Annotated in this window: 21 protein-coding genes and 1 tRNA gene; 10 read left to right on the plus strand and 12 right to left on the minus strand. The window is 74.0% G+C overall.

Annotation, left to right across the window (positions count from 1 at the left end; translation table 11 throughout):
* Positions 1-45 precede the first annotated feature (45 nt).
* Genes ACI78Z_RS12005 through ACI78Z_RS12030 form a run of 6 tightly spaced genes read right to left on the minus strand, consistent with a single transcriptional unit; the run spans position 46 to position 7,433 of the window.
* The gene (locus ACI78Z_RS12005) at positions 46-1,839 is read right to left on the minus strand and encodes a protein kinase domain-containing protein (protein WP_457036763.1); all 1,794 of its coding nucleotides are present in this window, start codon (positions 1,837-1,839) and stop codon (positions 46-48) included.
* Positions 1,839-3,281, minus strand: coding sequence for a peptidoglycan D,D-transpeptidase FtsI family protein (locus tag ACI78Z_RS12010; protein WP_457036764.1), 1,443 nt, complete (start codon positions 3,279-3,281; stop codon positions 1,839-1,841). Before ACI78Z_RS12010 ends, ACI78Z_RS12005 begins: the two co-directional genes overlap by 1 nt.
* Positions 3,278-4,696, minus strand: a complete 1,419-nt coding sequence (locus ACI78Z_RS12015) for an FtsW/RodA/SpoVE family cell cycle protein (RefSeq protein ID WP_457036765.1) — start codon at positions 4,694-4,696, stop codon at positions 3,278-3,280. The genes ACI78Z_RS12010 and ACI78Z_RS12015 overlap by 4 nt, the downstream gene beginning before the upstream one ends.
* On the minus strand, positions 4,693-6,114 hold the full coding sequence (locus tag ACI78Z_RS12020) for a protein phosphatase 2C domain-containing protein (RefSeq protein WP_457036766.1): 1,422 nt from the start codon (positions 6,112-6,114) through the stop codon (positions 4,693-4,695). The genes ACI78Z_RS12015 and ACI78Z_RS12020 overlap by 4 nt, the downstream gene beginning before the upstream one ends.
* A 28-nt stretch (positions 6,115-6,142) precedes the next feature.
* Positions 6,143-6,607: an FHA domain-containing protein FhaB/FipA gene (locus tag ACI78Z_RS12025; RefSeq protein WP_457036767.1), complete on the minus strand. Its 465-nt coding sequence runs from the start codon at positions 6,605-6,607 to the stop codon at positions 6,143-6,145.
* Between the two features lie 16 nt (positions 6,608-6,623).
* Positions 6,624-7,433 (minus strand): FhaA domain-containing protein, encoded by an 810-nt coding sequence (locus tag ACI78Z_RS12030; protein WP_457036768.1) that lies wholly within the window; start codon positions 7,431-7,433, stop codon positions 6,624-6,626.
* A gap of 175 nt (positions 7,434-7,608) precedes the next feature.
* Between ACI78Z_RS12030 and ACI78Z_RS12035 the strand changes: the two genes are divergently transcribed.
* The 3 genes from ACI78Z_RS12035 to ACI78Z_RS12045 all read left to right on the plus strand — a co-directional run bounded on the left by ACI78Z_RS12035 (position 7,609) and on the right by ACI78Z_RS12045 (position 9,045).
* A tRNA-Leu gene (locus ACI78Z_RS12035) sits at positions 7,609-7,691 on the plus strand.
* Between the two features lie 537 nt (positions 7,692-8,228).
* Positions 8,229-8,534, plus strand: a complete 306-nt coding sequence (locus tag ACI78Z_RS12040; RefSeq protein WP_457036769.1) for a hypothetical protein — start codon at positions 8,229-8,231, stop codon at positions 8,532-8,534.
* Between the two features lie 319 nt (positions 8,535-8,853).
* Positions 8,854-9,045 (plus strand): hypothetical protein, encoded by a 192-nt coding sequence (locus ACI78Z_RS12045; RefSeq protein ID WP_457036770.1) that lies wholly within the window; start codon positions 8,854-8,856, stop codon positions 9,043-9,045.
* A gap of 420 nt (positions 9,046-9,465) precedes the next feature.
* Here ACI78Z_RS12045 and ACI78Z_RS12050 read toward each other — a convergent pair whose 3' ends face one another.
* Together ACI78Z_RS12050 and ACI78Z_RS12055 are read right to left on the minus strand one after the other, a co-directional pair.
* Complete coding sequence (locus ACI78Z_RS12050; RefSeq protein ID WP_457036771.1) at positions 9,466-9,831, minus strand: hypothetical protein; 366 nt, start codon at positions 9,829-9,831, stop codon at positions 9,466-9,468.
* Positions 9,832-9,889: 58 nt separating this feature from the next.
* Complete coding sequence (locus tag ACI78Z_RS12055; protein WP_457036772.1) at positions 9,890-10,636, minus strand: hypothetical protein; 747 nt, start codon at positions 10,634-10,636, stop codon at positions 9,890-9,892.
* A 166-nt stretch (positions 10,637-10,802) separates the two neighbouring features.
* Here ACI78Z_RS12055 and ACI78Z_RS12060 point away from each other — a divergent pair, with 166 nt between their 5' ends.
* Entirely contained in the window at positions 10,803-11,885 is a 1,083-nt protein-coding gene (locus ACI78Z_RS12060) for a hypothetical protein (RefSeq protein ID WP_457036773.1), read from the plus strand.
* A gap of 48 nt (positions 11,886-11,933) precedes the next feature.
* Here the strand turns inward: ACI78Z_RS12060 and ACI78Z_RS12065 are convergent, their stop codons facing one another.
* Positions 11,934-12,071, minus strand: a complete 138-nt coding sequence (locus tag ACI78Z_RS12065) for a hypothetical protein (RefSeq protein ID WP_457036774.1) — start codon at positions 12,069-12,071, stop codon at positions 11,934-11,936.
* Positions 12,072-12,486: 415 nt separating this feature from the next.
* On the opposite strand from ACI78Z_RS12065, the gene ACI78Z_RS12070 reads away from it, so the two are divergent.
* Positions 12,487-13,692, plus strand: a complete 1,206-nt coding sequence (locus tag ACI78Z_RS12070; protein ID WP_457036775.1) for a hypothetical protein — start codon at positions 12,487-12,489, stop codon at positions 13,690-13,692.
* Positions 13,693-14,041: 349 nt separating this feature from the next.
* On the opposite strand, the gene ACI78Z_RS12075 is transcribed toward ACI78Z_RS12070, so the two are convergent.
* Together ACI78Z_RS12075 and ACI78Z_RS12080 are read right to left on the minus strand one after the other, a co-directional pair.
* On the minus strand, positions 14,042-14,557 hold the full coding sequence (locus tag ACI78Z_RS12075; RefSeq protein ID WP_457036776.1) for a hypothetical protein: 516 nt from the start codon (positions 14,555-14,557) through the stop codon (positions 14,042-14,044).
* Between the two features lie 126 nt (positions 14,558-14,683).
* A complete protein-coding gene (locus ACI78Z_RS12080) occupies positions 14,684-15,526 on the minus strand; it encodes a hypothetical protein (RefSeq protein ID WP_457036777.1) in 843 nt (280 codons plus the stop codon).
* A 427-nt stretch (positions 15,527-15,953) separates the two neighbouring features.
* Between ACI78Z_RS12080 and ACI78Z_RS12085 the strand changes: the two genes are divergently transcribed.
* From ACI78Z_RS12085 to ACI78Z_RS12100, 4 genes are all read left to right on the plus strand, one after another.
* Positions 15,954-16,340, plus strand: coding sequence for a hypothetical protein (locus ACI78Z_RS12085; RefSeq protein ID WP_457036778.1), 387 nt, complete (start codon positions 15,954-15,956; stop codon positions 16,338-16,340).
* 98 nt (positions 16,341-16,438) lie between these two features.
* Positions 16,439-16,654 carry a hypothetical protein gene (locus ACI78Z_RS12090; protein ID WP_457036779.1) on the plus strand — a complete coding sequence of 72 codons (216 nt, stop codon included), beginning with the start codon at positions 16,439-16,441 and terminating at the stop codon, positions 16,652-16,654.
* Between the two features lie 162 nt (positions 16,655-16,816).
* Positions 16,817-19,837 carry a hypothetical protein gene (locus tag ACI78Z_RS12095; RefSeq protein WP_457036780.1) on the plus strand — a complete coding sequence of 1,007 codons (3,021 nt, stop codon included), beginning with the start codon at positions 16,817-16,819 and terminating at the stop codon, positions 19,835-19,837.
* Positions 19,792-20,724, plus strand: coding sequence for a hypothetical protein (locus ACI78Z_RS12100; protein ID WP_457036781.1), 933 nt, complete (start codon positions 19,792-19,794; stop codon positions 20,722-20,724). The genes ACI78Z_RS12095 and ACI78Z_RS12100 overlap by 46 nt, the downstream gene beginning before the upstream one ends.
* 75 nt (positions 20,725-20,799) lie before the next feature.
* Here the strand turns inward: ACI78Z_RS12100 and ACI78Z_RS12105 are convergent, their stop codons facing one another.
* Complete coding sequence (locus ACI78Z_RS12105) at positions 20,800-21,543, minus strand: hypothetical protein (RefSeq protein ID WP_457036782.1); 744 nt, start codon at positions 21,541-21,543, stop codon at positions 20,800-20,802.
* 399 nt (positions 21,544-21,942) lie between these two features.
* Here ACI78Z_RS12105 and ACI78Z_RS12110 point away from each other — a divergent pair, with 399 nt between their 5' ends.
* Positions 21,943-23,007: an OmpA family protein gene (locus ACI78Z_RS12110; RefSeq protein WP_457036783.1), complete on the plus strand. Its 1,065-nt coding sequence runs from the start codon at positions 21,943-21,945 to the stop codon at positions 23,005-23,007.
* The last annotated feature ends 118 nt before the right edge of the window (positions 23,008-23,125 follow it).

Consider the following 23,125-nt stretch of genomic DNA (forward strand, 5'->3'; position numbering starts at 1 on the left):
TAACCGCTGCGACCGGCCCGACCCGGGCGGCGCGAGGGGTGGAGCTCACGCGGGCGGACCCGCTTCCTGCCGTCCCGCCGCCTGCCCCTCGTCGGCGCCGTCACCCGCACCGTCGGGGGCGGGGGCACCGGGCTGGGGCTCCGGTTGCGGGGCCGGCGCGCCGGGCAGCTCCTCCTCCTCGTCGACGGGCGGGCTCGACGCGGTGGTGGGGGCGGCGGACGGGCTCGTCGCCGGCGCGGACGAGGTCGTCGCGGGGCCCCGCGAGGTGCTCGGGGCCGGTGCGGTGGTCTGCGGCGGGGCCTGGGTGGTCGGGGCCGCGGGAGCCTCGTCCTCGCCGGTGCCGGTGTCCTCGTCGCCGGTGTCGGGGACGAAGTCGTCGGGCGCCGCGAAGAGGGTCACCGTGGTGTCCGGTGCCACCGTGACCTCGGCAGGATCGGTGGCGACCACGTCGCCCTCGCTCAGCGCGATGCCCAGCGCGGCGACGTCGGCCTCGTCGGCATCCTCGATCTCCACCTGCAGCCCGTCGGCCTCCAGTTCCTCCTGGACGTCCTCGGCGGGCAGGCCGATGTAGGCGCTGGTGTCGACCAGCACACCTGCAGCCGGGGCGCTCGCGCTCGTCGGCGCGGCGGTGGGGTCGGCGTCGGTGCCCGTCGAGGCGTCGTCCCCACCGCCCAGCAGGGCCCACAGCCCGCCGCCCAGCAGCGCGAGCAGCAGCAGGCCGGCGACCAGCCACACCCAGCGGTTGCGCCCGCGGCGGTCGCCCACGGCCGCCGGGGCGTACCGGTGGTCCTCGTCCTCGTCCCCCGAGCGGCGCAGCGGCGGCATCGCCCCCACGGACGTGCCCGCCCCGGTCACGGCGGCGCCCCCGGCCGAGGCGGCGCCCAGCACCTGGGTGCGCGAGTCGGCGAGGTCGTCGACGACCTCGGTCTGCGCCGTCGGGGTGCCGCCGAGGGGGTACGGCGGCGTCGTCCCCGGCCCGGCGACCCCGGCGGCGGGGCTGAGCCCGTTGCCGGAGGCCACCGAGCGGATCGCGATGGCGAAAGCGGCACCGTCGGAGAAGCGGTCGGCCGGGTCCTTGGCGAGGGAGCGCTCGATCAGCAGCCGCACGGCCGGCGGGACGTTCGCCGGCAGCGGCGGCGGCGGGCGGTTGATGTGCGCCAGTGCCACCGCGACCTGCGACGTCCCGTCGAACGGCCGGCCACCGGTCAGGCACTCGTAGCCGACCACGCCCAGGGAGTAGACGTCGGAGGCGGCGGTGACCTCGAACCCCTGGGCCTGCTCGGGGGAGAGGTACTGGGCGGTGCCGACCACCATGCCGGTGCGGGTCAGCGGTGTCGCGTCCCGGGCGCGGGCGATGCCGAAGTCGGTCAGCTTCACCACGCCGTCGGGGCGCACGATGAGGTTGCCCGGCTTGATGTCGCGGTGGACGACGCCGGCGTGGTGGGCGGCCGACAGCCCGTCGGCGGCCTGGCCGAGGACGTGCAGCGTCCAGTCGACCGGGAGCTTCCCCTCCTCGTGCAGGATCGTGACCAGCGGCTTGCCCTCGACCAGCTCCATGACGAGGAAGGCCAACTGGGCGCCGCGCTCGTCCTCGGTCTCGCCGTAGTCGTAGACCGACGCGATGTTGGGGTGGGACAGGGCCGCGGTGTGCCGGGCCTCGTTGCGGAAACGGGCCACGAAGCTCGGGTCCCCGGTGAACTCGCTGCGCAGCACCTTGGCGGCGACCACGCGGTCCAGGACCCGGTCCCGGGCCCGCCACACCTCGCCCATGCCACCGGTGGCGATGGGTGCGGTGATCTCGTAGCGCCCGGCGAGGATCGTCCCGGTCGACAGCGTCATCAGCCGCCCTGTCCCTCGAGGTAGGCCTGCATGACGTCACGGGCGATGGGCGCGGACACGTCGCCACCCGTACCCCCGCCGTTGGCCACGAAGACCGCCACGGCGATCTGCGGGTCGTCGGCCGGGGCGAACCCGATGAACCAGTTGTGGTCCGGCCCGGCGTTCTCCGCCGTGCCGGTCTTGCCCGCCACCGTGACGCCGGGGATCCGTGCGCGCCGGCCGCTGCCGTTCTCGACGACGCTGACCATCATCTCCGTGAGCTGGTCGGCGACCTCGGCCGAGACCGGCTCGCTGAGCTCGTCCGGGTCGGTCTGGTCGATGACCGACAGGTCCGGCGCGCGCACCTGGTCGACGAGGTAGGGGCTCATCAGCGTCCCGTCGTTGGCCACCGCGGAGGCGATCATGGCCGCCTGCAGCGGGGTGAGCTGCACGTCCTGCTGGCCGATCGAGCTGACCCCGAGCTGGGCGTCGTTCTCGATCTCGCCCAGCGTGCTGCCCTCGACGGTCAGCGGGATGGCGAAGCCCTCGCCGTCGATGCCGAACGTCTCCGCCATGTCCCGGACCTGCTGCTCGCCGAGGTCGATGCCCAGCTGGGCGAAGGCGGTGTTGCAGGAGACGGTCAGCGCGTCGAGCAGGCTCTGCTGGCCGCTGGGGTCGCAGGCCGAGCCGCCGAAGTTCTCCAGCGGGGTGGAGGTGCCCGGCAGGACCAGCTCCTCCGGCGCCGGGACGACGGTGTCGGGCGTGTACTGGCCGGTGGACAGCGCGGCGGCCGACACCACCACCTTGAAGATCGACCCGGGCGAGTAGCGCGCGTCGGTGGCCCGGTTCAGGCGCGGGTCGATCTCCAGGGCCTCCAGCTCCTCCGCGTACGCGCGGATGTCCGCGGGCTGGTGGCTGGAGAGCCGGTTCGGGTCGTACGTCGGCGTGCTCGCCATGCCCAGCACGGCGCCGGTGGACGGGTCGAGGGCCACGACCGCGCCGGTGAGGCCCTCCAGGCCGGCCATCGCCGTCTCCTGCACCGCGCGGTCCATGGTCAGGACGACGTCCCCGCCGGCCGGGTCCCGCCCGGTGAACAGGTCGGCCAGCCGCCGGACGAACAGCCGGTCGTCGGTGCCGGACAGCACCGGATTGGCGGCCCGCTCCAGCTGCCAGTTGCCGTAGACCAGCGAGTAGTAGCCGGTGACCGGCGCGTACACCGGGCCCTGGGGGTACTGGCGCAGGTAGGTGAGCCGGTCGTCGGTCGGGATGGAGTTGGCGACCTCGGTGCCGGACACGACGATCGAGCCGCGCTCGCGGTCGTACTCCTCGGCGAGGACGCGGGTGTTCCGGCCGTCGGAGCGCAGCTCCTCGGACCGCACCACCTGGATCACGTTGACGTTCACGATCAGCAGCGTGAACAGGACCAGCACGCTGATCGCGACGCGGCGCAGCGGGGCGTTCACGTCTGCACCACCTCGGTCGGGGCGTCGCCGAGCGCGGGCTTCGGCGGCCCCGCGGGGGCGGCCGGGCGGCGGGCGGCGTCGCTGATCCGCACCAGGACGGCGACCAGCACGAAGTTGGCCACCAGCGACGAGCCGCCGTAGGCGAGGAACGGCGTGGTCAGGCCGGTGAGCGGCAGCAGGCCGGTGACGCCGCCGAGGACGACGAACACCTGCCAGGCGATCGCGAAGGACAGGCCGGCGGCCAGCAGCTTGCCGAAGGCGTCGCGGCAGATCAGCGAGGTGCGCAGCCCGCGCTCGACCAGCACGAGGTAGACGATGATCACCGCGACCAGGCCGAACAGGCCCAGCTCCTCGCCGATCGCGGCGGCGATGAAGTCGCTCTTGGCCACCGGCACCTGGTCGGGGCGGCCGCCGCCCAGCCCGGCCCCGAACAGGCCGCCGGTGCCCAGGCCGAACAGCGCCTGCGCCACCTGGTAGCCGGAGCCGTCGTAGTACTCGAAGGGGTCCAGCCAGGAGTCGACGCGCTGCTGCACGTGGCCGAACAGCTGGTAGGCGATGAGCGCGCCGCCGGCGAACAGGCCCAGGCCGATGAGCAGCCAGCTGGCCCGCTCGGTGGCCACGTAGAGCATCACCACGAAGATGCCGAACAGCAGCAGCGAGCTGCCCAGGTCGCGCTCGAAGACCAGCACGAGGATCGACAGCATCCAGGCCACGAGGACCGGGCCCAGGTCACGGCCGCGCGGCAGCTCCAGGCCCATGACGCGGCGGCTGGCCAGCGCCAGGACGTCGCGCTTGTCGACCAGGTAGGCGGCGAAGAACACCGACAGGCAGATCTTGGCGAACTCGCCGGGCTGGATGCTGAAGCCGGCCACGCGGATCCAGATCTTGGCGCCGTTGACCTCGGAGAGGGACGCCGGCAGCAGCGCCGGGATGGCCAGCAGCACCAGGCCGACCAGGGCCAGCGTGTAGGCGAACCGGGACAGCAGCCGGTGGTCGCGCAGCACCACGAGGACGCCCACGAAGAGCACCAGGCCCAGCGTCGCCCAGACCAGCTGCACGGGGGCGTCCTCCCGGCTGGCCGCGCTGCCGGCCTGCTGGGCGGCCAGGTCGAGCCGGTGGATGAAGGACAACCCGAGGCCGACCAGCAGCGCGACGGCCGGCAGCAGCAGCGGGTCGGCGTACGGGGCCCACCTGCGGACGACGAGGTGGGCGATGGTCCACAGCGCGGTGAACCACAGCCCGAAGGTGGCCAGCTCCGTGGTCAGCGAGCCGGTGACGGTGAGGTCGACGATCGCCTGGGCGACCAGCGTGATGAGGACGGCGAAGCCCAGCAGCGCCAGCTCGGTGTTGCGGCGCTTGGGGGGGCTCGTCCCCGTCGTGGCGGCGCGCGGGTCGGTGGTGGGGCCGGAGCTCACTGCGCCTCCCGGCAGTCCACCCCGGGCTCGAGCGTCGCCGTGGCGCGCTGCGACGTCGGCTCGGAGGAGGTCGGCGCGGACGGGGTGGGCGCGCCGCTGGTCGGGGCCGCGCCCGCGTCCGGGGCCGGCGTGGCCGCCGACGGCGACGGGGGGACGGTGGGGGAGGCCGGGGCTGGCTCGGTCTCCTCCTCGGGGCTCGGGCACAGCGGCAGCCGCTGCGCGCGGAGCGTGGCGACGATGTTCTCTGCGTGCGCCGCGCCGGTGGCGTCGATGCCGCGCTGCACCTTGCTCGCAGCGGCCGGCTCCAGGTCGGCGACGGGGAGGTCGGTGACGTCGGCGACCCGGTTGAGGTCCACGCCCAGCAGCGAGGTGTCCAGGCCGCGGAACACCGTCACCCGCTCGCCGGCGGAGGTCTCCTGCACGCCGACGAACCAGTTGGACAGCACCCACAGGTAGGCGCCGACGGCGGCGGCTCCCAGCAGGACGACGGCGGCCAGCGCCGCGAGCAGCCGGCGCTGGCGGCGGCGCGGCGGCGGCGCGGCGGCCATGCCCGCTGCGCCGCCCGTCCCGGCGGGCGCCGGGGGCTCCGGTCGCGGGTCGGCCAGCGCGGCCCGCCCGGCGGCCGAGCGGGGGTCGACCGCGCGCTGCCCGACGTTGTCGCCGGCGGCGCCGTCGACCACCGGGTCCATCAGCGCGCCGCCGTTGTCCTCGACGACGTCGGCCACGATCACCGTGATGTTGTCCGGCCCGCCGCTGCGCAGGGCCAGCTCGACCAGCCGGTCGGCGGTCGACTGCGGGTCCGGGTCCTGCAGGGCCTCGGCGAGGGTCTCCTCGCTGACGACGCCGGACAGCCCGTCGGAGCACAGCAGGTAGCGGTCGCCGGCGCGGACCTCGCGCATCGACAGGTCGGGGTCGACGTCCTGCCCGTTGAGGGCGCGCAGCAGCAGGGACCGCTGCGGGTGGTGGTTGGCCTCCTCGGGCGTGATCCGCCCGTCGTCGATCAGCGTCTGGACGAACGTGTCGTCGTGGGTGATCTGCTGCAGCACGCCGTCGCGCAGTAGGTAGGCGCGCGAGTCGCCGACGTGGCACAGCGCCAGCCGGCCGCCGGCGAAGAGGACGGCGGTGAGCGTGGTGCCCATGCCCTCCAGCTGCGGGGACTCGCGGATGACCTCGCGCAGGTGCTCGCTGCCGTCGAAGACCGCCTCGCGCAGCGCCTGGAGCATGTCGCCGGATGGCGCGTCGTCGTCCAGGTGCTCCAGGGCCGCGATGACCACCTTGCTGGCGACGTCGCCGGCGGCGTGGCCGCCCATGCCGTCGGCGACGGCGAGCAGCCGGGGCCCGGCGTACACCGAGTCCTGGTTGTTGCCGCGGACCAGACCGCGGTCGGACCGGGCCGCGTAGCGCAGCGCGAGGCTCATCGGGGTCGGCTCCCCGGGGTGCGGCGGGTCACGAGCGCAGCTCCAGGGCGGTCTGCCCGATGCGGATCGGCTGGCCCGGCGCGACCAGCAGCGGTCCCTGGACGCGCTGCTGGTCGAGGTAGGTGCCGTTGGTGGAGCCGAGGTCCTCGACGTACCACTGGCCGCCGCGGTTGGTCAGCCGGGCGTGCCGGGAGCTGGCGAAGTCGTCGGTCAGCACCAGGGTCGAGTCGTCGGCGCGGCCGATGAGGATCGGCTGGTCGCCCAGGGTGATCTTCGTGCCGGTGAGCGGGCCGGCGGTGACCACCAGCGTCTTGGGGCCCCCGCGCCCCTTCTTCTTCCCCGGGGCGGCCGCACGCGGTGGCACCGAGGCCACCCGGCCGGCGCGACCGCCGAACAGGTCGGCCCGCACCACCCGGAACGCGGCGAAGATGAACAGCCACAGCAGCAGGAGGAAGCCGAAGCGGAAGATCTGCAGGACGATCTCGGCAGGCATCAGTGCACGACCCGCTTCACGCGCCGTCCTGCCGGTAGACCAGCACCGAGTGGCCGATGCGGATGACGTCGCCGTCGGCGAGCGGCTGGCGGGTAATCCGGCGGCCGTTGACCAGGGTGCCGTTGGTCGAGCCGAGGTCCTCGGCGATCGCCGTCCCGTTGTCCAGGACGACGTCGACGTGCTTGCGGCTCACCCCGGTGTCGGGGAGGCGGATGTCGGCGTCGGTGCCGCGACCGATCACGTTGCGCCCGGTGGTCAGCTCGTGGCGCGTGCCGGGGCCGTCGACCAGCAGGACGTGGGTGACGCCGGGGCGGCTGCCGGCGCGCCCGATCACGGCCGAGGGTGACTGCCGGCCGGTGTCGGTGGCCATGCGGCCCTGCAGCGGGGGCAGCGGGGGGACGGCGCCGCTGCGGGGACCGACCGGGTCCTCGACCCGGGGACCCGGCTTCGCCGACGGGTCCGCGACGTGCGAGCTGACCTCGAAGACGCCGGTGGGCAGTTCGTCGACGCGCTCCAGGCGGACCTGCACGGCGTCGAAGACCTGGTAGCCCTCGCCCTCGATGTGCTCGGTGACCATGTCGGCCAGCTGGCCGGCCAGCTGCTCGGACCACTCGGCGAGGTGGTCGTAGTCGGTCCGGCCCAGCCGGACGTCGTAGATGTTCGGCGCCAGGACGCGGCCCTCACCCATGACCGAGCGCTGCTCGTCGGCCTCGCGGGTCAGGGCCTTGGCGATCTCGGCCGGGTGGACCTTGCCCTTGAAGATCCGGGCGAAGGCCAGTCCGACCATGCCCTCCAGCCGCCGCTCGAAGCGCTGCAGCACACCCACAGTCGCTCCCTTGCGCTCGCGCGGTCGTCCGGTCTGCCACCGATGATCGTAGCCGTCCACGGAGCGGGCAGCCGGGGACCGACTCGTGTTCCCGGGCGCGCTGTGGACCCGCAGGGACGACGCCGGACCCCCTCCCAGGGGTTCCCCTGCGGGCTGCTAGTGTCGTTCCTCGCCAGGGCAAGTGGCGGAATGGCAGACGCGCACGGTTCAGGTCCGTGTGTCCGTAAGGACGTGGGGGTTCAACTCCCCCCTTGCCCACCCAGTCCTGGGGAATCCCCCAGGACTTCCAGGCGGCCGAGGTCGCCCGCCGCACCGCGGCGGCATGCTCCGACTCCCATCAGTCCGCTGCCGCCACCGGTGCGCACGCGTCCCCTCCCGAGGAGCCCGCCGCGGGGGCGACTGCGCTCGCCGGACGGTCCAGGACCAGTGCGCCCATGCCGCACGGACTGGACACCCACCACCGCACCGCCGCCCGCGTCGCCGGGATCAAGGCTCCCTACCCCGGCGTCGATACCCTGGCTGCTTCTGGGCCGGCCGCCGACCGCGCCGCCGGGGCCGACGCCTCCGAGGAGCGGCTCGCCCCCGTCGTCCACCTGGCCGACCGCGCCGCGCGCCCGGCCCGGGACGGCGCGACCCGGGAGTCGTGCACCCCACGCATCGACGCCCAGAACCGGATCAACCTGAGCAAGGCGCTGTCCGCGCTCCGCTGGACGCCCGCCACCTTCCTCGTCGCCGCCCGCGAGGACGGGCACGTCGTCGTCCGCGCCACCGCCGACAGCCCCCTTGCTCACCCGGGTGTCCGTCGATGCCCAGCGGCGCCTCACCCTGCCGCCGGCCGTCCTGGGCATCCTCGACGTGCGCCCCGGAGACCAGGTCCTCGCTGGGGCCGTCGTCGACACCGAGGAACTGCACCTCTTCGCTTCCGCCGATGCCCTGCAGCTGCTCATCGGCGAGCTTCCCGCCGCCGCACCGGGGGAGGCTGTGCCGGAGTCCGCAGCGGAGCCGGGCGCAGGGGGAGGCAGCCGCGTCCGGGGACGCTGGAAGGCCGCCGACGCCCGCGGCCGTGGGCCGCGCCCGCCCGAGACTCGCACCGGCGGCTGACGAGCGACTCTCGCCCGCCTGGCTCGACCTACTTCGCCGTGGAGGCCGGTGCCCCAGTTCGCCGGCCCTGTGCCGCTTCTAGGCACGCCGAGCGGTGGCCACGCCGACCTCTGCGCTGTCGTCGCTGGCCGTCGCCTCGGTGGCTGACCGGTCCCGGACGAGCGCTCGGCGACTGGCGCCCGCCGGGCCTGCTGGGGGGCGGTGGCAGTGAGGACGGGGGCTGGCCTGGTGCGGCAGCTGGCGGCCGATGCGGGCGCTGGCGATCCTCGACGGCCGCGACCGGTTGATCTCGCGCCCGCACGGGTGGACGATCACGCCCGTGAGTGAACCCGAGCGGGAACTCATGCAGGCCGCACTCGACACCTGGAATCGGCTCTCCGACGCCGAGTACGCCGAGCTGGTCGACCGCAGCTTCGCCGAGGCCGCTGCCGCCGAGGGCCAGCCCGACCCGATCGACGGGTACGCGCTGCACGCCCGGCCCGGATCACCCCCACCCAACGACCTGGGCTGAGCGCTGGTCGCTGCACCCGCAGCCACGCCGCCTCCGACCAGATGGGCCGGCGTCGCCCCCTGTGCGCACCGCCGACGGCGGTCGCACGGCGCTCCTAGAGGGGGCGACGCGGCGGTCGTCCGGGCCAGGCACCGATCGGGCAGGTGCGCCGCAGGACTCGCTGGCTGGCATCTCCCGGCCTGGCTCTCGTGCCCTGGACCGGGAGCGACCTCGGCGTTCCCGAGACCGCCGCGTCATCGCCGCCGTCCGCGGCCATCCGGGCGCTTCCCCCCCGCACACCTAGTCGGAACCGCCGCCTGCCGCCAACCAGGTCATCCGGACGCAGCCGCGCGCCGATCGTGTTCAGATGCCCGGAGGACGGCGTGGAGCCCCGCCCGGATCTGCTCCGGGCGGGGCTCCGGGGTGCGTGAGGGAGCGGACTCAGCCGACCCTGGCTGACAGGGCGGCCACGTCGACCCAAACGTCGACGTCCGGGTCGGCCCACGGCCCGTCCGCGTCGACGGCGATCGTCCGGTACAGCTCCGGGATGCCCACGTGGCGTCCTCGGCGAGCAGGCCCTCGGGGAGCTCCATCAGCACCCACGGCTGCGGAGCCCACGGAACCGTCCTCCCCCCGCGTCAGCACGGTCTCCGGGTGCAGGTGCCCGTGGACCTGCTCGCCCGGTGCGAAGCAGGCCTCCTCGGCGCACCGCGCGAAGCCGATCAGCCAGAGGCTCTCCGGGCGAAGCCACTGCCTGCGGACGGCGGCCGCGAACTCGTCGAGCTGGGCGTCGCGGGTGAGGTACATGCGAAGACACCGGTGCCCGGGACCTCTGGTCCCGGGCACCGCTGTCGGCAACGCGCGGTCAGGCCGGGTTCCGGCGGGCCGCCTCCAGCGCCTCGGCGGGGGTCGCCCCGCCCCACAGCGCCGCCTCGTAGCCGCTGAGCGCGTCGTCCTCCAGCTCGAGTGCCCACTGGTGCGCCGCGGCGACCCTCTCGTGGCCGGTCGCCTCGAGCCCCGCCTCCCGCCCGCGGTGCTGCCTGTCCGCAGCCTGGCGCATCAGGTGCTCCGCGTCCTCCAGGGCGCGGTCGGCCTCCTCGCGGCGGAGCTGGGCCTCGAACCGTGCCGACGAGGCCGCGAGCGTCCAGCGCTCCCGCCGGGACCAGGCGCGCCACGCTGCCCAGTCCACCGGCTTCTCGCCCGGGGTCACCGCCCGCGCGACGCCGAACAGCTGGGCCGCCGTGCCCGACCATGCCACCCCGTTCGCCGCCACGAACATCCACTGCTCCGTCCCGAGCTCCGGCACCGGGCCAGCAGCGCACTTGTCGAGGGGACCCAGGGCGGAGCAGCAGCGACGCGACACCAGCTCGTCCCGGATCTCGCTCGTGCAGCCGTAGTCGCCTTCGACCCGGGCGCGCTTCGCGGCGTTACCGCGTCGGCGCGGCCAGTCCCGCAGCTCGCCCTCGGCGCGCTTGATCGCCGCGAAGAGCACCTCCCGGACCGCGTACAGCGCCTCGCACGGCAGCATCCAGCTCAGACCGGCGAGGTCCCGCGCGACAGCCACCGGCAGGATCATCGGGGGCGGGGACAGAGTCTTGATCAGGTTGGTCATGCCGAGCACAGTCCCGCTCCCGCCCCGCCGGTCAATCGCCTCAGCGAGCCCGAACGCTCAACCAGGTGGAAGCGCATGCAGCCCGTCACTGCCTGCGACCTCCCCCACGGTTCAGCCCGGAACACCGGCGAACGAGCTGGCATGGGCGGCCCTGGAGACTTGGGCCATGTCCTTGCTGTCCCGGCTTGCCGCGAAGGTCGATGGGCTCGCCACTGAGGTAGCCAGCACCGACGCGCTCGCGCTGATCCTTACCGACTCGCCGGCCGCCGACGCCGTCTCCGGGCTGATCCGCTTCATCGCTCCGCGCCTACCGGCATCAGTGCGGTACACGACTCAGCAGGCCGACGCCGACGGCCGCCCAGACATCGTGGGCAGTCATGGTCGCCGGGAAGTCCTCCACATCGAGGGCAAGTTCTGGGCCGGCCTCACGCCCGCACAGGAGCGTGGCGCCTACCTCGATCGGATGCGCCGACAGCACACGGAGCTCGCCCCCGAGGACCCGCACGTCGGTGTCCTGGCGTTCGTCGTCCCCCCGCGCCGGGTGACCACGGTCATGGACGAGCTCGCGCGGTTGTACAGCCTCACCGACCCGCGGGCCAGCGGCCCGTGGCTGACAGCGCGCACCACGGATGGCATCCCCGTTGCGGTGATCAGCTGGGACGAGCTCCTCGGCCGGTTGACCACCGTCCCGGACCAGTCGGTCGCCGAGGACGCCCGTCAGCTGCTCGACCTCGTGCAGGACATCGACCACCACAGCTTCATCCCGTGGACCACCGAGCAGCGCACCGACCAGGACGTACCGCGGCGCATCCTGCGGCTGGCCTCGGTCGTCGAGGCCGTGCACAAACGGCTGGTAGCCAGCGGGAAGGCCACCGTCGACGGGCGGCGGCAGACGATCACCCGCGGGGGACCCCTGTCGTTCGGCAAGCGCATGCGGCTGGGTGGCGCCGTCGTCACCCTCCGCCTGAGCCTGGACCTGTGGGCCCGCTACGGCCAATCACCGCTGTGGCTGTCGTTCGGCAGGAGCGGCGTCGATGCCGCCCGCCGTGCCTTCCCTGGCGAGGTCGTCGAGACGAGCGACGGGTGGATCGCAGTACCCGTTGCCTTGCCGGTCGGCAGACTCGAGGCCGGCTTCGTCGGGGCCCTGGAGGCCTGGCTCACTGACGCCGGGGAACGGCTCTACGTCGCCCTCGGCGGCATGAACCCGCCCGACGACGGCGAGCCGGACGACGGCGGCCCCGAACCATGACCTGACCTCAAGCAGGGCCGTGCGCGGCGGGACCTCATCGGCTGTGGGTCAGTACCAGAGCAAAGCTGGTGGCGCGGTGGCGGAGCCGTCGAAGGCGAGCAGCTGGTCCCCGGGTCCCTGTTTGATGTTGCAGGCGTGCAGCTGCTGCCGCGTCAGCGCGGCGCGCAGCCGGGACGGGGCCGCCACGGTGCGGCCTCCGGGGGCCGGTGAGGAGGGAGGCCGTCAGAGGACCTGTCGGCCGGTAGTGCTGGGAGTTCCCCCGGCGTCCGTGCACAGACAGCTGCCCGAGCAGCCGATTAGGCAGTCGACCCCCCACCCGCGCTCGCCGAGTGCACCTAGATCCTCCACCCACGCGTCGCCTTCCGTGGTCAGCGACGGGTCGGCGGCCCGGTCCGCGTCCGTGACGATGCGCCCGTCCAGGAGCTGCCGCCACCCAGCGATGTAGGCGACAGCCGTGCGCGGCCCTGCGCGGTGTCGGATCCGCCGGATACGGCCAGGTGACGCTCGCCGACACCGGGCGACTGCGCAGCGCGTCGACGCCCGCACGGTCCCGCTCGTCGATGACAGAGCCGGCGCCGCCGGCCAGACGAGGGGTACTCACATGACCACCACGACGAACTTCGCCGTCCCGCCCGGCGAGAACCCGCTCGCGGCCTACGCCGCGGCCACCGAGAAGGTTCGCCAGCTGGTCGCCGCCGGCCTCATCTCGCCGGAGGCACTCGGCTTCCCGGCCCAGGCGGCGGCGCCGGAACCGGCGGCCACCATCGTCCCGGGGACGCGCATCACCGTCCGGGACCTCGCCAGGAAGACCCTGGAGAACCTGGGGAAGGGCACCCGGAAGACCTACCGGACCTACATCGACTTCCTGGTCGATGGCGGGCCGCTGGGGGATGGCCCGGACGCCGCTGTCTACCCGGGGCTCGGTGACCGGTGGGCCGACGAGGTCCTGCCCAGCGACCTGGAGGAGGCGCTGCGCGCCGTCGAGACGCGTGCCCTGGCCCACGCCGCGAGGAAGGCGGCCAGGCGCCAGGCAGCGGGGCGCGTCGTCCACGACACGAAGGTGGTCGGCGCCCGGTACAACGCAGTCGGCGCCTGGCGGGCGATGTTCAAGCGCGCCGTCAAGGACCGGCACCTGGCGCGCGCCTTCGACCCGTCCCAGGAGGTCGAGAAGCCCAAGCGCATCGACGGCACCCGCCTCGCGCTCGAGCAGTCACAGATGGACGAGATGTGGGCCGTCTGCACCGGCACGGGGGACGACCCCGTGCTGGACGAGCTCATCGTCGAGACCATCCTGGTCGCCGGCGCGCGCCAGGAGGGCCTGCTCAACCTGACGCTCGGCGGCCTGGACCACGTCGAGTGCACCATCAGGCTGGACGAGAAGTTCGGCAAGGTGGTGCACCAGCCGGTGCCCGACTGGCTGGTGGCGAAGCTGAACGCCTTCGCCGCCGTCCGCGGCGCGATCCACAGGGACGACCCCGTCTTCCGCTACCGGCCGACGAGCCGCCGTGCGGGGGCGCCCATCACCAACCGCCGCTTCGACTACATCTTCGCCGACCGGGTGCAGGCCCGGCTGGAGTGGGCGGACAAGGAAAAGGTCACGGGCCACACGCTGCGCCACCACGCAATCACCGTGGTCGAGCGCAAGGTGAGCCGGAGCGTGGCCATCGCCTTCGCCCGCCACGAGCCCGAGGACGTCAACGGCCGCTACACCGTCGCCCGGCCGCGGGAGGTCGCCGCGGCCGTCATCGCCCTGTACGGCGGCGACCACCCGTGGCTGCACCGCGCGCCGCGGCCGCGCACCGACTGACGCCCTCGGCGTACCTCGTAGGGGGCCCACCACAAGGTGGGCCCCCTACGGCGTTCCTGCTCTCGTGCCCCGTGCGGGCCGGGGCCGACGTGCCGCGGCAGCCACAGACTCGCCGGGGATTGACCCCGCGCCTGTGATCGCCGTCCACGGCGGTGACCACCCGTGGCTGCACCGCCCGCCGCGGAGCGGCAACTGATCGGTCGGGGTCGCAGCCCGCAAGGGCCCACCATCTGGTGGGCCCTTGCGGCGTTCCGGCCCGGACACGTTCCTGTCGACGCTGTCGCTGGTCCGCAATGCGCAGCACCATTGGCCCCGGCCACTCTCGACTGCGACGGTTCCGGGTTCCCCGTCATCGCTGCGCCGGGGCGAGCACCGCTGCGACGATCACCGCGGTCTCGTCGACCGCGAGCAGCTCGTTGTCCCGCCAGAGCTTGAGCGCGATGTGGCGGCCAGGACGCTCCAGGCGCGAGAGCAGGAGCGCTCGTTCCGCCTGCCGGGTTCGTCGCCGTGCGAGCGTCTCCTGCACCGAGGTCGCTTCGCTGTCCTGGCGCAGGGCTGCCGCGACCAGCGCGTAGACCGTCGCGATGCCGGCCCAGTCGGCGGGCAGGCCGTGGACGGCGTGGTCCCGGGTGCATCCGCCGGCGGCGTCGAGCGCGCCGGGGAACGGTGCGGGCAGCGCGAGGGCTGCCCGCCAGAGCGTTGCTGGCCGGCCGCAGGTGTGGCAGCGCTCCCACAGGTCGTCGCATCGCCCGACATACGCCACGGCGCCGTCCTCGCCGAGCGGCCCGGGCCAGCTGGCCGAGTAGGAGGCCCAGCCCGGCCCGGACCAGCGCCGCCATGTCAGTCCCGAAAGTGCTGACGGCACGGAGGCCTCCTGTCTAACTGCTGCGGCCTCGTGGCCGGGGTGCGGCCCTGGTCGCGGGGTGGATCGGCTCTGGCCGGGATGAGCGCAGTGGTGCGGGTGCCACTGGGGCACCCGCACCGGTGAGCGTCAGTAACTGGCGATCGCCTGGCGCTTGGTCAGGTGCGGGCCGTAGTAGAGGCGGCGCACCACGCCGGTGTCGGTGGTCACCAGGCAGGTGAAGATCCGCGGCATGCCGCCGGCCCGCTGCTCGCGGTCGTTCAGGTCGCGGCGCATCGTGAAGCCGGGGGAGTAACCGGGGACGGTGTTGCCGGCGAGCCCGGTGAGCCGGACGACGTCGTCAGTGTCCAGGGCCCGGTCGCTGGCCCGGATGACCCGGATGGCCTGCTCCTTGTTGGTCGTGGCCGGGAACGGGTGCGCGTTGGTCGTGCCTCCGAGGGCGTACTCGGTGATGCTCGCGGTGATCTCGTCGGCGAGCGCGAGGGCGGCGAGTCGGTCGGCGCGTGGCAGCGTCCGGTTGCTCTCGAGGGGGGCGCTCTGGGTGTTCAGCAGGGTGATGCCGGCGTTGAGGTCGCGCACCGCCCGCCCCTCCGTGAGCTTCCGGAACCGCGGGTCCTGGTGCCGGCGGGCCGCGTCCGGGTTCGCCGACGCCGGCGGCGGGAGGACGAGCACCATCGCGGCGGGCACGAGCTGCCGGAGGGTGTTCGCCCAGCGGCCGTAGCTGACGGCGGGCCGGTTCTTCAGGGCGCCGGTCTCGCCGAGGTAGCCGGCGGCGAGGCCGGTGGGGACGCGGAGCCGGCCGAGGATGGCGTAGAAGCTGGCGCTGCTGATGCCGCGCAGCTTCCCGCCGGTGGTGCCGGGGACGTTCGTGGTGACGATGAACTCGGACCCGTCGGCGAGCTGCAGCTGGGTGGGCGTCACGGGCAGGCCGTGAATGGTGACGGTGTGCGGGTGCAGGTGGAGCGCGGGCATGGGACCTCCTCGTGGTCTCGGGAATGCCGCGCTCCACTTCTATGGGGATCACCGGACAGCGAACGGATCGTTCGGCCACTCACGTCGCGCGCGACTTCCTCATTCGAGTGAGCTCTGATGAGAATGGCGCCTGGCAGTCGCTTTGGCGGAGGGGTACGAACTTCCGCGGAGATCGAGATCGTCGTCGCCTCCCCGCGGTGTGGCTGCGAGCGCCGCGGCCGCGGGCCAGGCCTGGGGCGATGTGACAGCGGGCTCCGCACCGGTTTGGGTGCGCGGCCCGACGCGGTTGGGAACCCGTTCGTTGTGGTCCGTGGGATGGGTGCCTCGGGAGGACGAGCCCGGGCGCCGCGGCGTGCGGCCGGTGGTCAGCCGGCGTCGGCGGCGAGCTGCCGCGCAAGCAGGACCACCTGGGGGTGCCGCCGACCCGGTGCTCGTCGATCGGCCGGGCGACGGCGAGCTGCTGGTTCCGGCTGGTCGGCCAGGAGGCGACGGACAGCGGGGCGGGCAGTGGCGTGAGCGTGGCCACGATCTCCGCGACGCCGGGCAGCTGGCCGTCTGGGGTGAACTGGAGCAGCGGGTAGATCCGCTCGCCGGCGTCGCGTTGCTGCAGACGCAGCAGCCTCGGTGCCTGGGCGACCTCCTCGGGGTGGCGGCCGAGGAGCCGCGCGACGTCGGCTTCGGTCAGCGCGGGGCCGAGCTGGGCCGCCCAGGCCGCATCGGCCGCGGCGACGTCGTCGGGTGCCTCACGCTCGGCCGTCTGCCCGCTGGTGCCAACGGCCGTGGGCGCTTGGTCGCGGTACGTGTCCCGGGCTGAATGAGGGAGGCCCTGACTCCCGAGCGGACGGATGACACTCGCGCCGGAATCCACGGGTGCTCATTGCGCGCCCGCACGGCGACCGGACCGTCACCCGCATGGGTGAGATTCACGAGAACGTCATCGGTCGCGGCACCTCGCTGGAGATGAGCCTCCGCGCGATCCTCAAGGACGCGGATCCATCGGTGCGCGACGCCTTCATGGGCGCCGTCGCCATGTCGTCGGAGAGGTCCGGGCAGCGTCCTGCTCGTGAGGCGCCCGCCGTCGTGGTGCAGCTGGTCGTCGTACGGACCGCCGCGCCGGTAGAGGCCTGAGCTGCGCCTTCGTCGGGACGAAGGGCAAGTTCGTGGAGCCTCCAGAGGCTGCGAGCAATCTCGTACGGAGCCGGGCTCACGAGCCGATCACTGAGATGAATGCCGTCTGTCGAAGCGCCTGCACTGTCCGCCGCGAAGGGAAGTTCGCGACGAGGAGCAACGATGACGACAGCCACTGCGCCGGCGCCGGGAGCGCCGGTGCTGCTGTGGAACAAGGTGCCGGTGCCGGTGCGAGTAGCCGAGTGGGCGGCGGTGCGCATCTCCGACCCGGAGGCGCGCGAAGAGCTGGACAACCTGAAGAAGACGCTGACGCGCCAGGCCGCCGGGACACGTGTCGGCGCGGCGCTGGCCATGCTCGGCCCGGACATCACTGAGGACACGCCCGAAGGTGACCGGGATCGACTGGTCGCCGGCCTGGTGACCGTGACGTACGCCGATCTGGACCCTCGGGCGCCCAGCCAGGCGGTCGCCTACGCGGGTGTCGTGGCCGGCGTGCTGGTCACGCTAATCCCGGCCAGCGCGGTGGAGAACGACCTGCCGGCGTTCGACGGGGATCGCACGGGGGCGCCGCGCAACGGCGCGACGTCGTTCCTGCTGGAGGGGATCAACACGCTGCCGGCGCTGCGGCTCATTGCCACGCCGAAGGTGAACCGGCTGGTTCGCAACCTGGGCTTGGGGATGCAGGTTCTCGACGCCATGCGGCACCGCGACGTCGATCTCTGGGCCGAGGGGGCCAGTCGCGATCTCACCGACCCGTCGTCCTGGCTGCTGACCACGATTGACGCCACGACGAAGGGTGACGGTAACGCCGTCCAGTTCAAGCAGGACGTGCTCGCCGGCCGGATCAACCGGCTCGACGCCGGCGACATCGGCCACTCCAAGCGCGACTTCAACTACCACGCCTGCCCGCCCGGCTACGGGCCTGTCTGGCGGGACACCCCGGACGGCGGCCGTCTGCCGGACAAGGGGTCGATCACCGTCGTCGAGCACCTGATCCCGATGGTCGCCCTGCTGTGGCACCAGTTCGCCGCCGGGCTGACCTACCGGCAGATCGGCCAGAGCCCGGGGCTCGCCGGGTGGCCGCTGCGGGACGGGTCCGGCCGAACCCTGGGCGACCTGCCGGCGCAGCGCAGGATCAACATCATCCGGCAGATGCTGACGCCGGCGTATGCCCGGCTGCACCGCACCGGGCTGCTGGACGTGGAGCGCTCGACCAGCGCGCCGATCAAGGACGCCGCGGGACGGAAGCTGGCGCGCCGCCCTGATGGCCGCAGGGCGACCACGATCACCATGCGCCTGCCCGTGCCGTACGTCGACGGATCGCCGTGGGGCATCCCCACTGACGTCTGGCAGGGCGTGGACGAGCAGCACGCGCGCCGCAACACCGAGACCCCGGCGGATCGCGGCGGCCAGTGGAGCACCCAGCTCATGCACCTGTCCCCGATGCGCCACGAGGACGGGCGGTGGTGGCGGTTCGTGCACGAGCACACGACGCTGCAGCTGCGGTCGATGCCGGGTCCGGCGGACCAGCCGCCCATCTGGGACGGCCAGGAGAGCAAGCTCGCCGCGTCGACGAACATGCGGCACGCGTTCAACGTGCTGGGCCAGGCCCTCCTGGAGGCGCTGGCCGGCAGCGCCGCGCGGAGCCGGCCGCTCACGGCAGCGGCCGGCACCGAGCCGGCACAGGTTCGCGAGCTGCGGGCTGCACTGTCACAGGCGCGGGCGCGGCTGTCGGCCGCCGGGGAGAAGGCGGCCCGGGCGAAGGACCTGGCGCAGCTCGCGATGGACGGCGACGCGCCGGCAGCCGCCGCCGAGCACCTGCGCGATCAGCAGCGGTCTCTCGAGCACGCCGCGGAAGCCCGGGCCCAGGTCGCGCAGTTCGAGGCGGACCTTGCGGTCGCGGCCGCAGCGGCGCCGAAGGACGAGGCCGACCTGCGCACCCCGATCGGTGTGGCGACCGCGCTCATGCACTGGAACGGGGAGCCGGACGCGGGGCTGCGGCGCGCGGTCGCCGGCCTTCGGCTCGTGGAAGGGCTGCGCGGCCGCTACGACACGATGACCGGCTGCATCCTTGCCCGCAGCGTCGCGCGCATCGCGCTGACCGACGGCACGGAGGCCGATCTGCCGGTCGAGTGCGAATGGCCGAACACGTCCAACGTGCGGCCCGCCGGTGCGGAGGCGGCTGGGCTGGTCGCGGCGTGGGCGCGCGGCGCGACGTTCGAGATGCTGGCCGCGAAGCACGCCCGGACCGCAGCGTGGGTGCGCGCGACGATGGCCGCCTGGTTCGCCGAGCGTGGGATCGACACGATGAGCACCGCCCTGCTGGACAACCCGGTACTGGTCACACGGCAGGCGGTCGTCGCCTCGGTCGCGCCGACGGTCGTGCCCATGCCACGACGCCTGACCGCGGCGACGATCGCCGTACTCACCGCGCCGTACCTCCACGACGCCGCTGGCGCCTGGAAGGCGTGGACGGGGTACGTGCACGCCCCGGACCGTCGGCTCGTCGCCGCCCTGCGTGTGGCCGGCGGCGCCGCGGACGTCACCCCGCTGCAGCTGGCCGCCGGCGCCGACCCGGCGCGGCTGGCGAAACCGTTCGGCCGCCGACCGGCGATCTGTACCGCGCCGGCCACCGGGCGCCGCGCGCTGCGCCGATGCCCGCACCAGGACTGCGCTGGGCTCCTCACGCACGTGCTGTACGTGCCGGAGACCGCCACGTACGGCGTTATCTGCCCGACCTGCTGTCGGCTGCCAGACCCGGCGCTCGCCGACGCGCCGCTGCCCGAGGACTACCTCGTGAAGTGGGAGCGGGAAGCGACCGCCGACGCCGGCGGTGCGTCCCGCTGGCAAGCGCACCGGCGCGCTTCGAGGGCGAGGAGGGCGCGGAGGCCCTCGCGGAGCTGCTGTCCCACCGGGATCGCGACCTGCCGATCGTCGTCTTCTCCGACGACCCCGCGACGACGCGGCCGCCGGCCGGGCCGGGCTTCTTCGACGCCGCCGTCGCTCAGGTCGCCACCCGCACCGCAGGCATCGCCGCGACCGCCGTCGTCGACCCGACCGCGTCGGCGGACCTGGCACGGATCCTCGGCCCGCAGCACAGCGTATGGGGCGGGGCCCTGCGCATGTACCTCCCCGACGTGGACCCCGCAGCGGCTCGGGACGGCTGGCGGCACCGGTACGTGACCGCGGAGCGCTACCTGCGCTACCGCGACACGGCGGCGACGGTGGTGACGCGCGCGCTGGCTCCCGCGGCCGCCGCGCGCCGCGAGCCCGCCAGCTACACCGCTGCCCGGCAGCTCCTCGGCAGCGCGCGGCAGAGGGACAGTGCTGAGCTGCTGAAGCTCGCTGACGAGGAGACGGCCCGGCAGCGGACGGCGATCGCCGAGCAGGAGGACACCTACGCCGACCTGCTCGCCGACTACCAGACCGCTCTGGAGGACCGGGCCCGGCTCACCTCCGACCTCGAGTCGACCCTGAGCCGGCTGCGGTACGCCGAGTCCCTGGTCCCCCAGGAAGCTCGCGGGAGCTACTGGCAGGCGGAGCCGAGCGCCCCGGTCGTGCCGGCCACCGCAGCGACGCCGACGCTGGCCGCGCTGCTCGCGCAGGAGCACCTCGCCGATCACCTCGCGCTCCCGGACGGGGCCCTCGTGGAGCTCGAGGCCCTCGACGCGGCCCTCGAGTCCGGGCCGTGGGGCCAGACCTCCTGGGAGGCGCTGCGGGCGCTGCACGCCTACGGCGCCGAGCTCGCGGCCGGGAAGGATCCTGGCTCGTTCTGGACATGGTGCGAGAACTCCCGCCACCCGCTCGCGTGGAGGGCGACGACGAAGAAGCTCTCCATGACCGAGAGCGAGAGCGTGGAGAACAACGAGAAGTTCCGGCGCCGACGCGTGCTGCCGGTCAGCAGGGACGTGGACCCCAGCGGGCGGGTGTACATGCCTGCCCACATCAAGGTCGCCGAAGGCGGAGGCGATCTCGCCCCGCGCATCTACTTCCACCCCTCCCGCGAGACGGGGAAGGTCCACGTCGGCTACTTCGGGCCGCACCGCAACATGCCCAACACCCGGACCTGATCGACCGGTTGGTGTCGCTGCGGCCGGGAGCCGAGCCGCTCGCGAGACGAGCGTCATGCAGCGGTACTCCGGTGCTCAGCGGCGCGTCAGCTCCTGCCCGGTGAGGTCGGCGACGACCTCGGCGACCGAGAGCGCCGTCTCGTCGGTGTCGGTCCCGTCGAAGCGGCGCGGCCCGGCGCCGGGGTAGGCGACCTGCCAGGCGCCGGGAACGTCGATGTCCGTCCCGGGCACCAGCAGCGCAACGTCGTGGACGCCGCCGGCGCGCAGCGCCGCCCTGCCGGCCGCCTCGTCGCCCGGCAGGTCGCTGAGCTGCGCGTCGGAGAACAGGAGCAGCACGGTGTCGCAGGGGGACGCGGGTTGCCCGGCTACGAGGTCGAGGACCGGGCCGAGCAACGTGTCACGCCCGTCGTGCACCCCTGTCGCCGATCCGGCGAGCCCGCCCCCGACCTGCACCGATGCGGGGGCTCGCACCCAGGCCGCGTCGGCCGCGAAGGCCAGCACCCCCAGCTCGTCGTCAGACCGCAGGTTGCTCGGCGCCCAGGTGAGGAAGGTGCGGACGGCGCTGTCCCGGGCGGAGGCGAAGCTCGCCATCGAGCCGGAGACGTCGGCGCCGATCAGGAGCCGCAGGCAGGCCGGCCCCCGCGGGCCGGTCAGGACCAAGTCAGACAGGCGCCGCGGCTCCTGAGTCGCGTGCCCCCACAGCAGCCCGCCGAGGACCAGCAGCGCGGCCAGGAGCGCGGGCCACCGGCGACGGTCTGGCGGGCTGTCAAGCCCGCGGCCGCCGCGCAGCCGGGCGGGGGAGATCAGGTCGGGGATCACGGTCCTCCTCGGGGTCATGGCCGACGCCTCGCGCGTCTGAAGCCAGGGCGGTTCCCCCCTGGCCTGAGCGAGCGAAGGCGCCGTGCCGGATCGCGGGGGGAAGCGGCATGCCGACAGACGGAGACGCAAGGTCTCCCTCGTCCCTGCGAAGGGGGTTCCGTCATGCCGACGGACCGACAGGCGCCGAGGGCGCGCACGACGACCGCCGCGTCGGGGATCAGGCATCTGCCGAACTGGCTGGTGGCCTCCCTGGTCGTGGCTCTCCTCCTGCTGACCGGCTGCACCGGCGCGGCGGACGCCTCAAGCTCGGACGCGGGCTCGGGGATCCGGCCTGCCCAGGCTGACTGCGACCAGGCGGCTGGCGAGGAAGCCGATCCTGCGCAGGCTGCCGAGGTCCTAGTGGTCGATCACACCCGATCGCAGACCCCCTGGGAGCTGCCACCAGCGGTCGCCGCCGCTCTCCAGCAGGCGCAGCAGCACCAGCGGACCCTGGTGATCATCGGGGTCGGCTCCCCGGGTGAGTCGGCGCTGGTCGGCCGCCGCGTCCCGCTCGACCCGGAGCCGGGCAAGGACTCCGCGGCGGCACGCAGCGCGCGGGAGATCGTCCTGGCTTGCGTCCCGATCTGGGCGAGCGAGCCCGCGCTGCTGCCCGGCGGGGAGGGCTCGGACCAGCTGGCCGCGCTCGCCGCCGCCGCGCGACAGCAGCCGGCCGAGGTCCTGGTCGTCTCCGACGGCGTCAGCTCGGCTCCGGCGATGGACCTGCGCCTCATCGGCTACGACGCCGACCCCGTGGGCACGGCCTCGGCGCTGGCCACTGCCGGGCAGCTGCCCCAGATGGCCGACATCAAGGTGCTCTGGACCGGCCTGGGGGAGACGGCGACGGTGATCTCCGAGCCCGGCCGCACCGGGCTGGAGCAGCTGTGGAGCGCCGTGCTCCACGCCGCGGGGGCGGCGGAGGTGACCATCGACTCCCGGTTCCAGGCCGGCGGGGAGCCTGGCGCGGACCTGCCCGAGGACCCAATGCCGAGCGAGGAGGTCGTGCGCCTCGAGGGCGTGGCGGACTGCTTCCGCTTGCCGAACGGCGTGCTGTTCGCGGGGGACAGCGCTGACCTGCCCTCCGAGGAGCCACTCAGCGACCTGGCGACCGAGCTGGCGGCCAACCCCGGATGGGTCGCCGTGGTCTCCGGTCACACCGCCGACTACCCGACGTCGTACGGGTCGGGCGGGGCGGCGGGGCGGCGGGAGCTGTCCCAGGCGCGCGCGCAGGCAGTGGTCGACGCGCTGCGCAGGCTCGGCGTCCCGGCCAGCGTGGACCTGCAGGCGGTCGGTTACGGCGCTGACCGGCCCGTGGTGGACGAGTGGCCCGGCGGCGTCCATGACGAGGGCGCCGCCGCGAGGAACCGGCGGGTCGACGTCGTGTACGGCCCGGCCGACGTCGTCACGACCGACACCCCCTGCGGCTGACGCCGCGCGGTCAGCCCTCGGCGGGGGGGGGGGGGGGGGGGGGGGGGGGGGGGGGGGGGGGGGGGGGGGGGGGGGGGGGGTTGTGGGCCTCGCGGACCCCGGCGGGGGTTGGGCCTCG

Source organism: Geodermatophilus sp. SYSU D01176, from assembly GCF_054050015.1.

Coding starts and splice junctions, on each gene's coding strand:
- ACI78Z_RS12080 (WP_457036777.1), bottom strand. CDS start 15,526: ATGCCCGCGCTCCACCTGCACCCGCACACCGTCACCATTCACGGCCTG.
- ACI78Z_RS12055 (WP_457036772.1), bottom strand. CDS start 10,636: ATGACCAACCTGATCAAGACTCTGTCCCCGCCCCCGATGATCCTGCCG.
- ACI78Z_RS12005 (WP_457036763.1), bottom strand. CDS start 1,839: ATGACGCTGTCGACCGGGACGATCCTCGCCGGGCGCTACGAGATCACC.
- ACI78Z_RS12090 (WP_457036779.1), top strand. CDS start 16,439: ATGGGTGAGATTCACGAGAACGTCATCGGTCGCGGCACCTCGCTGGAG.
- ACI78Z_RS12050 (WP_457036771.1), bottom strand. CDS start 9,831: ATGTACCTCACCCGCGACGCCCAGCTCGACGAGTTCGCGGCCGCCGTC.
- ACI78Z_RS12020 (WP_457036766.1), bottom strand. CDS start 6,114: ATGAGCCTCGCGCTGCGCTACGCGGCCCGGTCCGACCGCGGTCTGGTC.
- ACI78Z_RS12070 (WP_457036775.1), top strand. CDS start 12,487: ATGACCACCACGACGAACTTCGCCGTCCCGCCCGGCGAGAACCCGCTC.
- ACI78Z_RS12095 (WP_457036780.1), top strand. CDS start 16,817: ATGACGACAGCCACTGCGCCGGCGCCGGGAGCGCCGGTGCTGCTGTGG.
- ACI78Z_RS12060 (WP_457036773.1), top strand. CDS start 10,803: ATGTCCTTGCTGTCCCGGCTTGCCGCGAAGGTCGATGGGCTCGCCACT.
- ACI78Z_RS12025 (WP_457036767.1), bottom strand. CDS start 6,607: ATGCCTGCCGAGATCGTCCTGCAGATCTTCCGCTTCGGCTTCCTCCTG.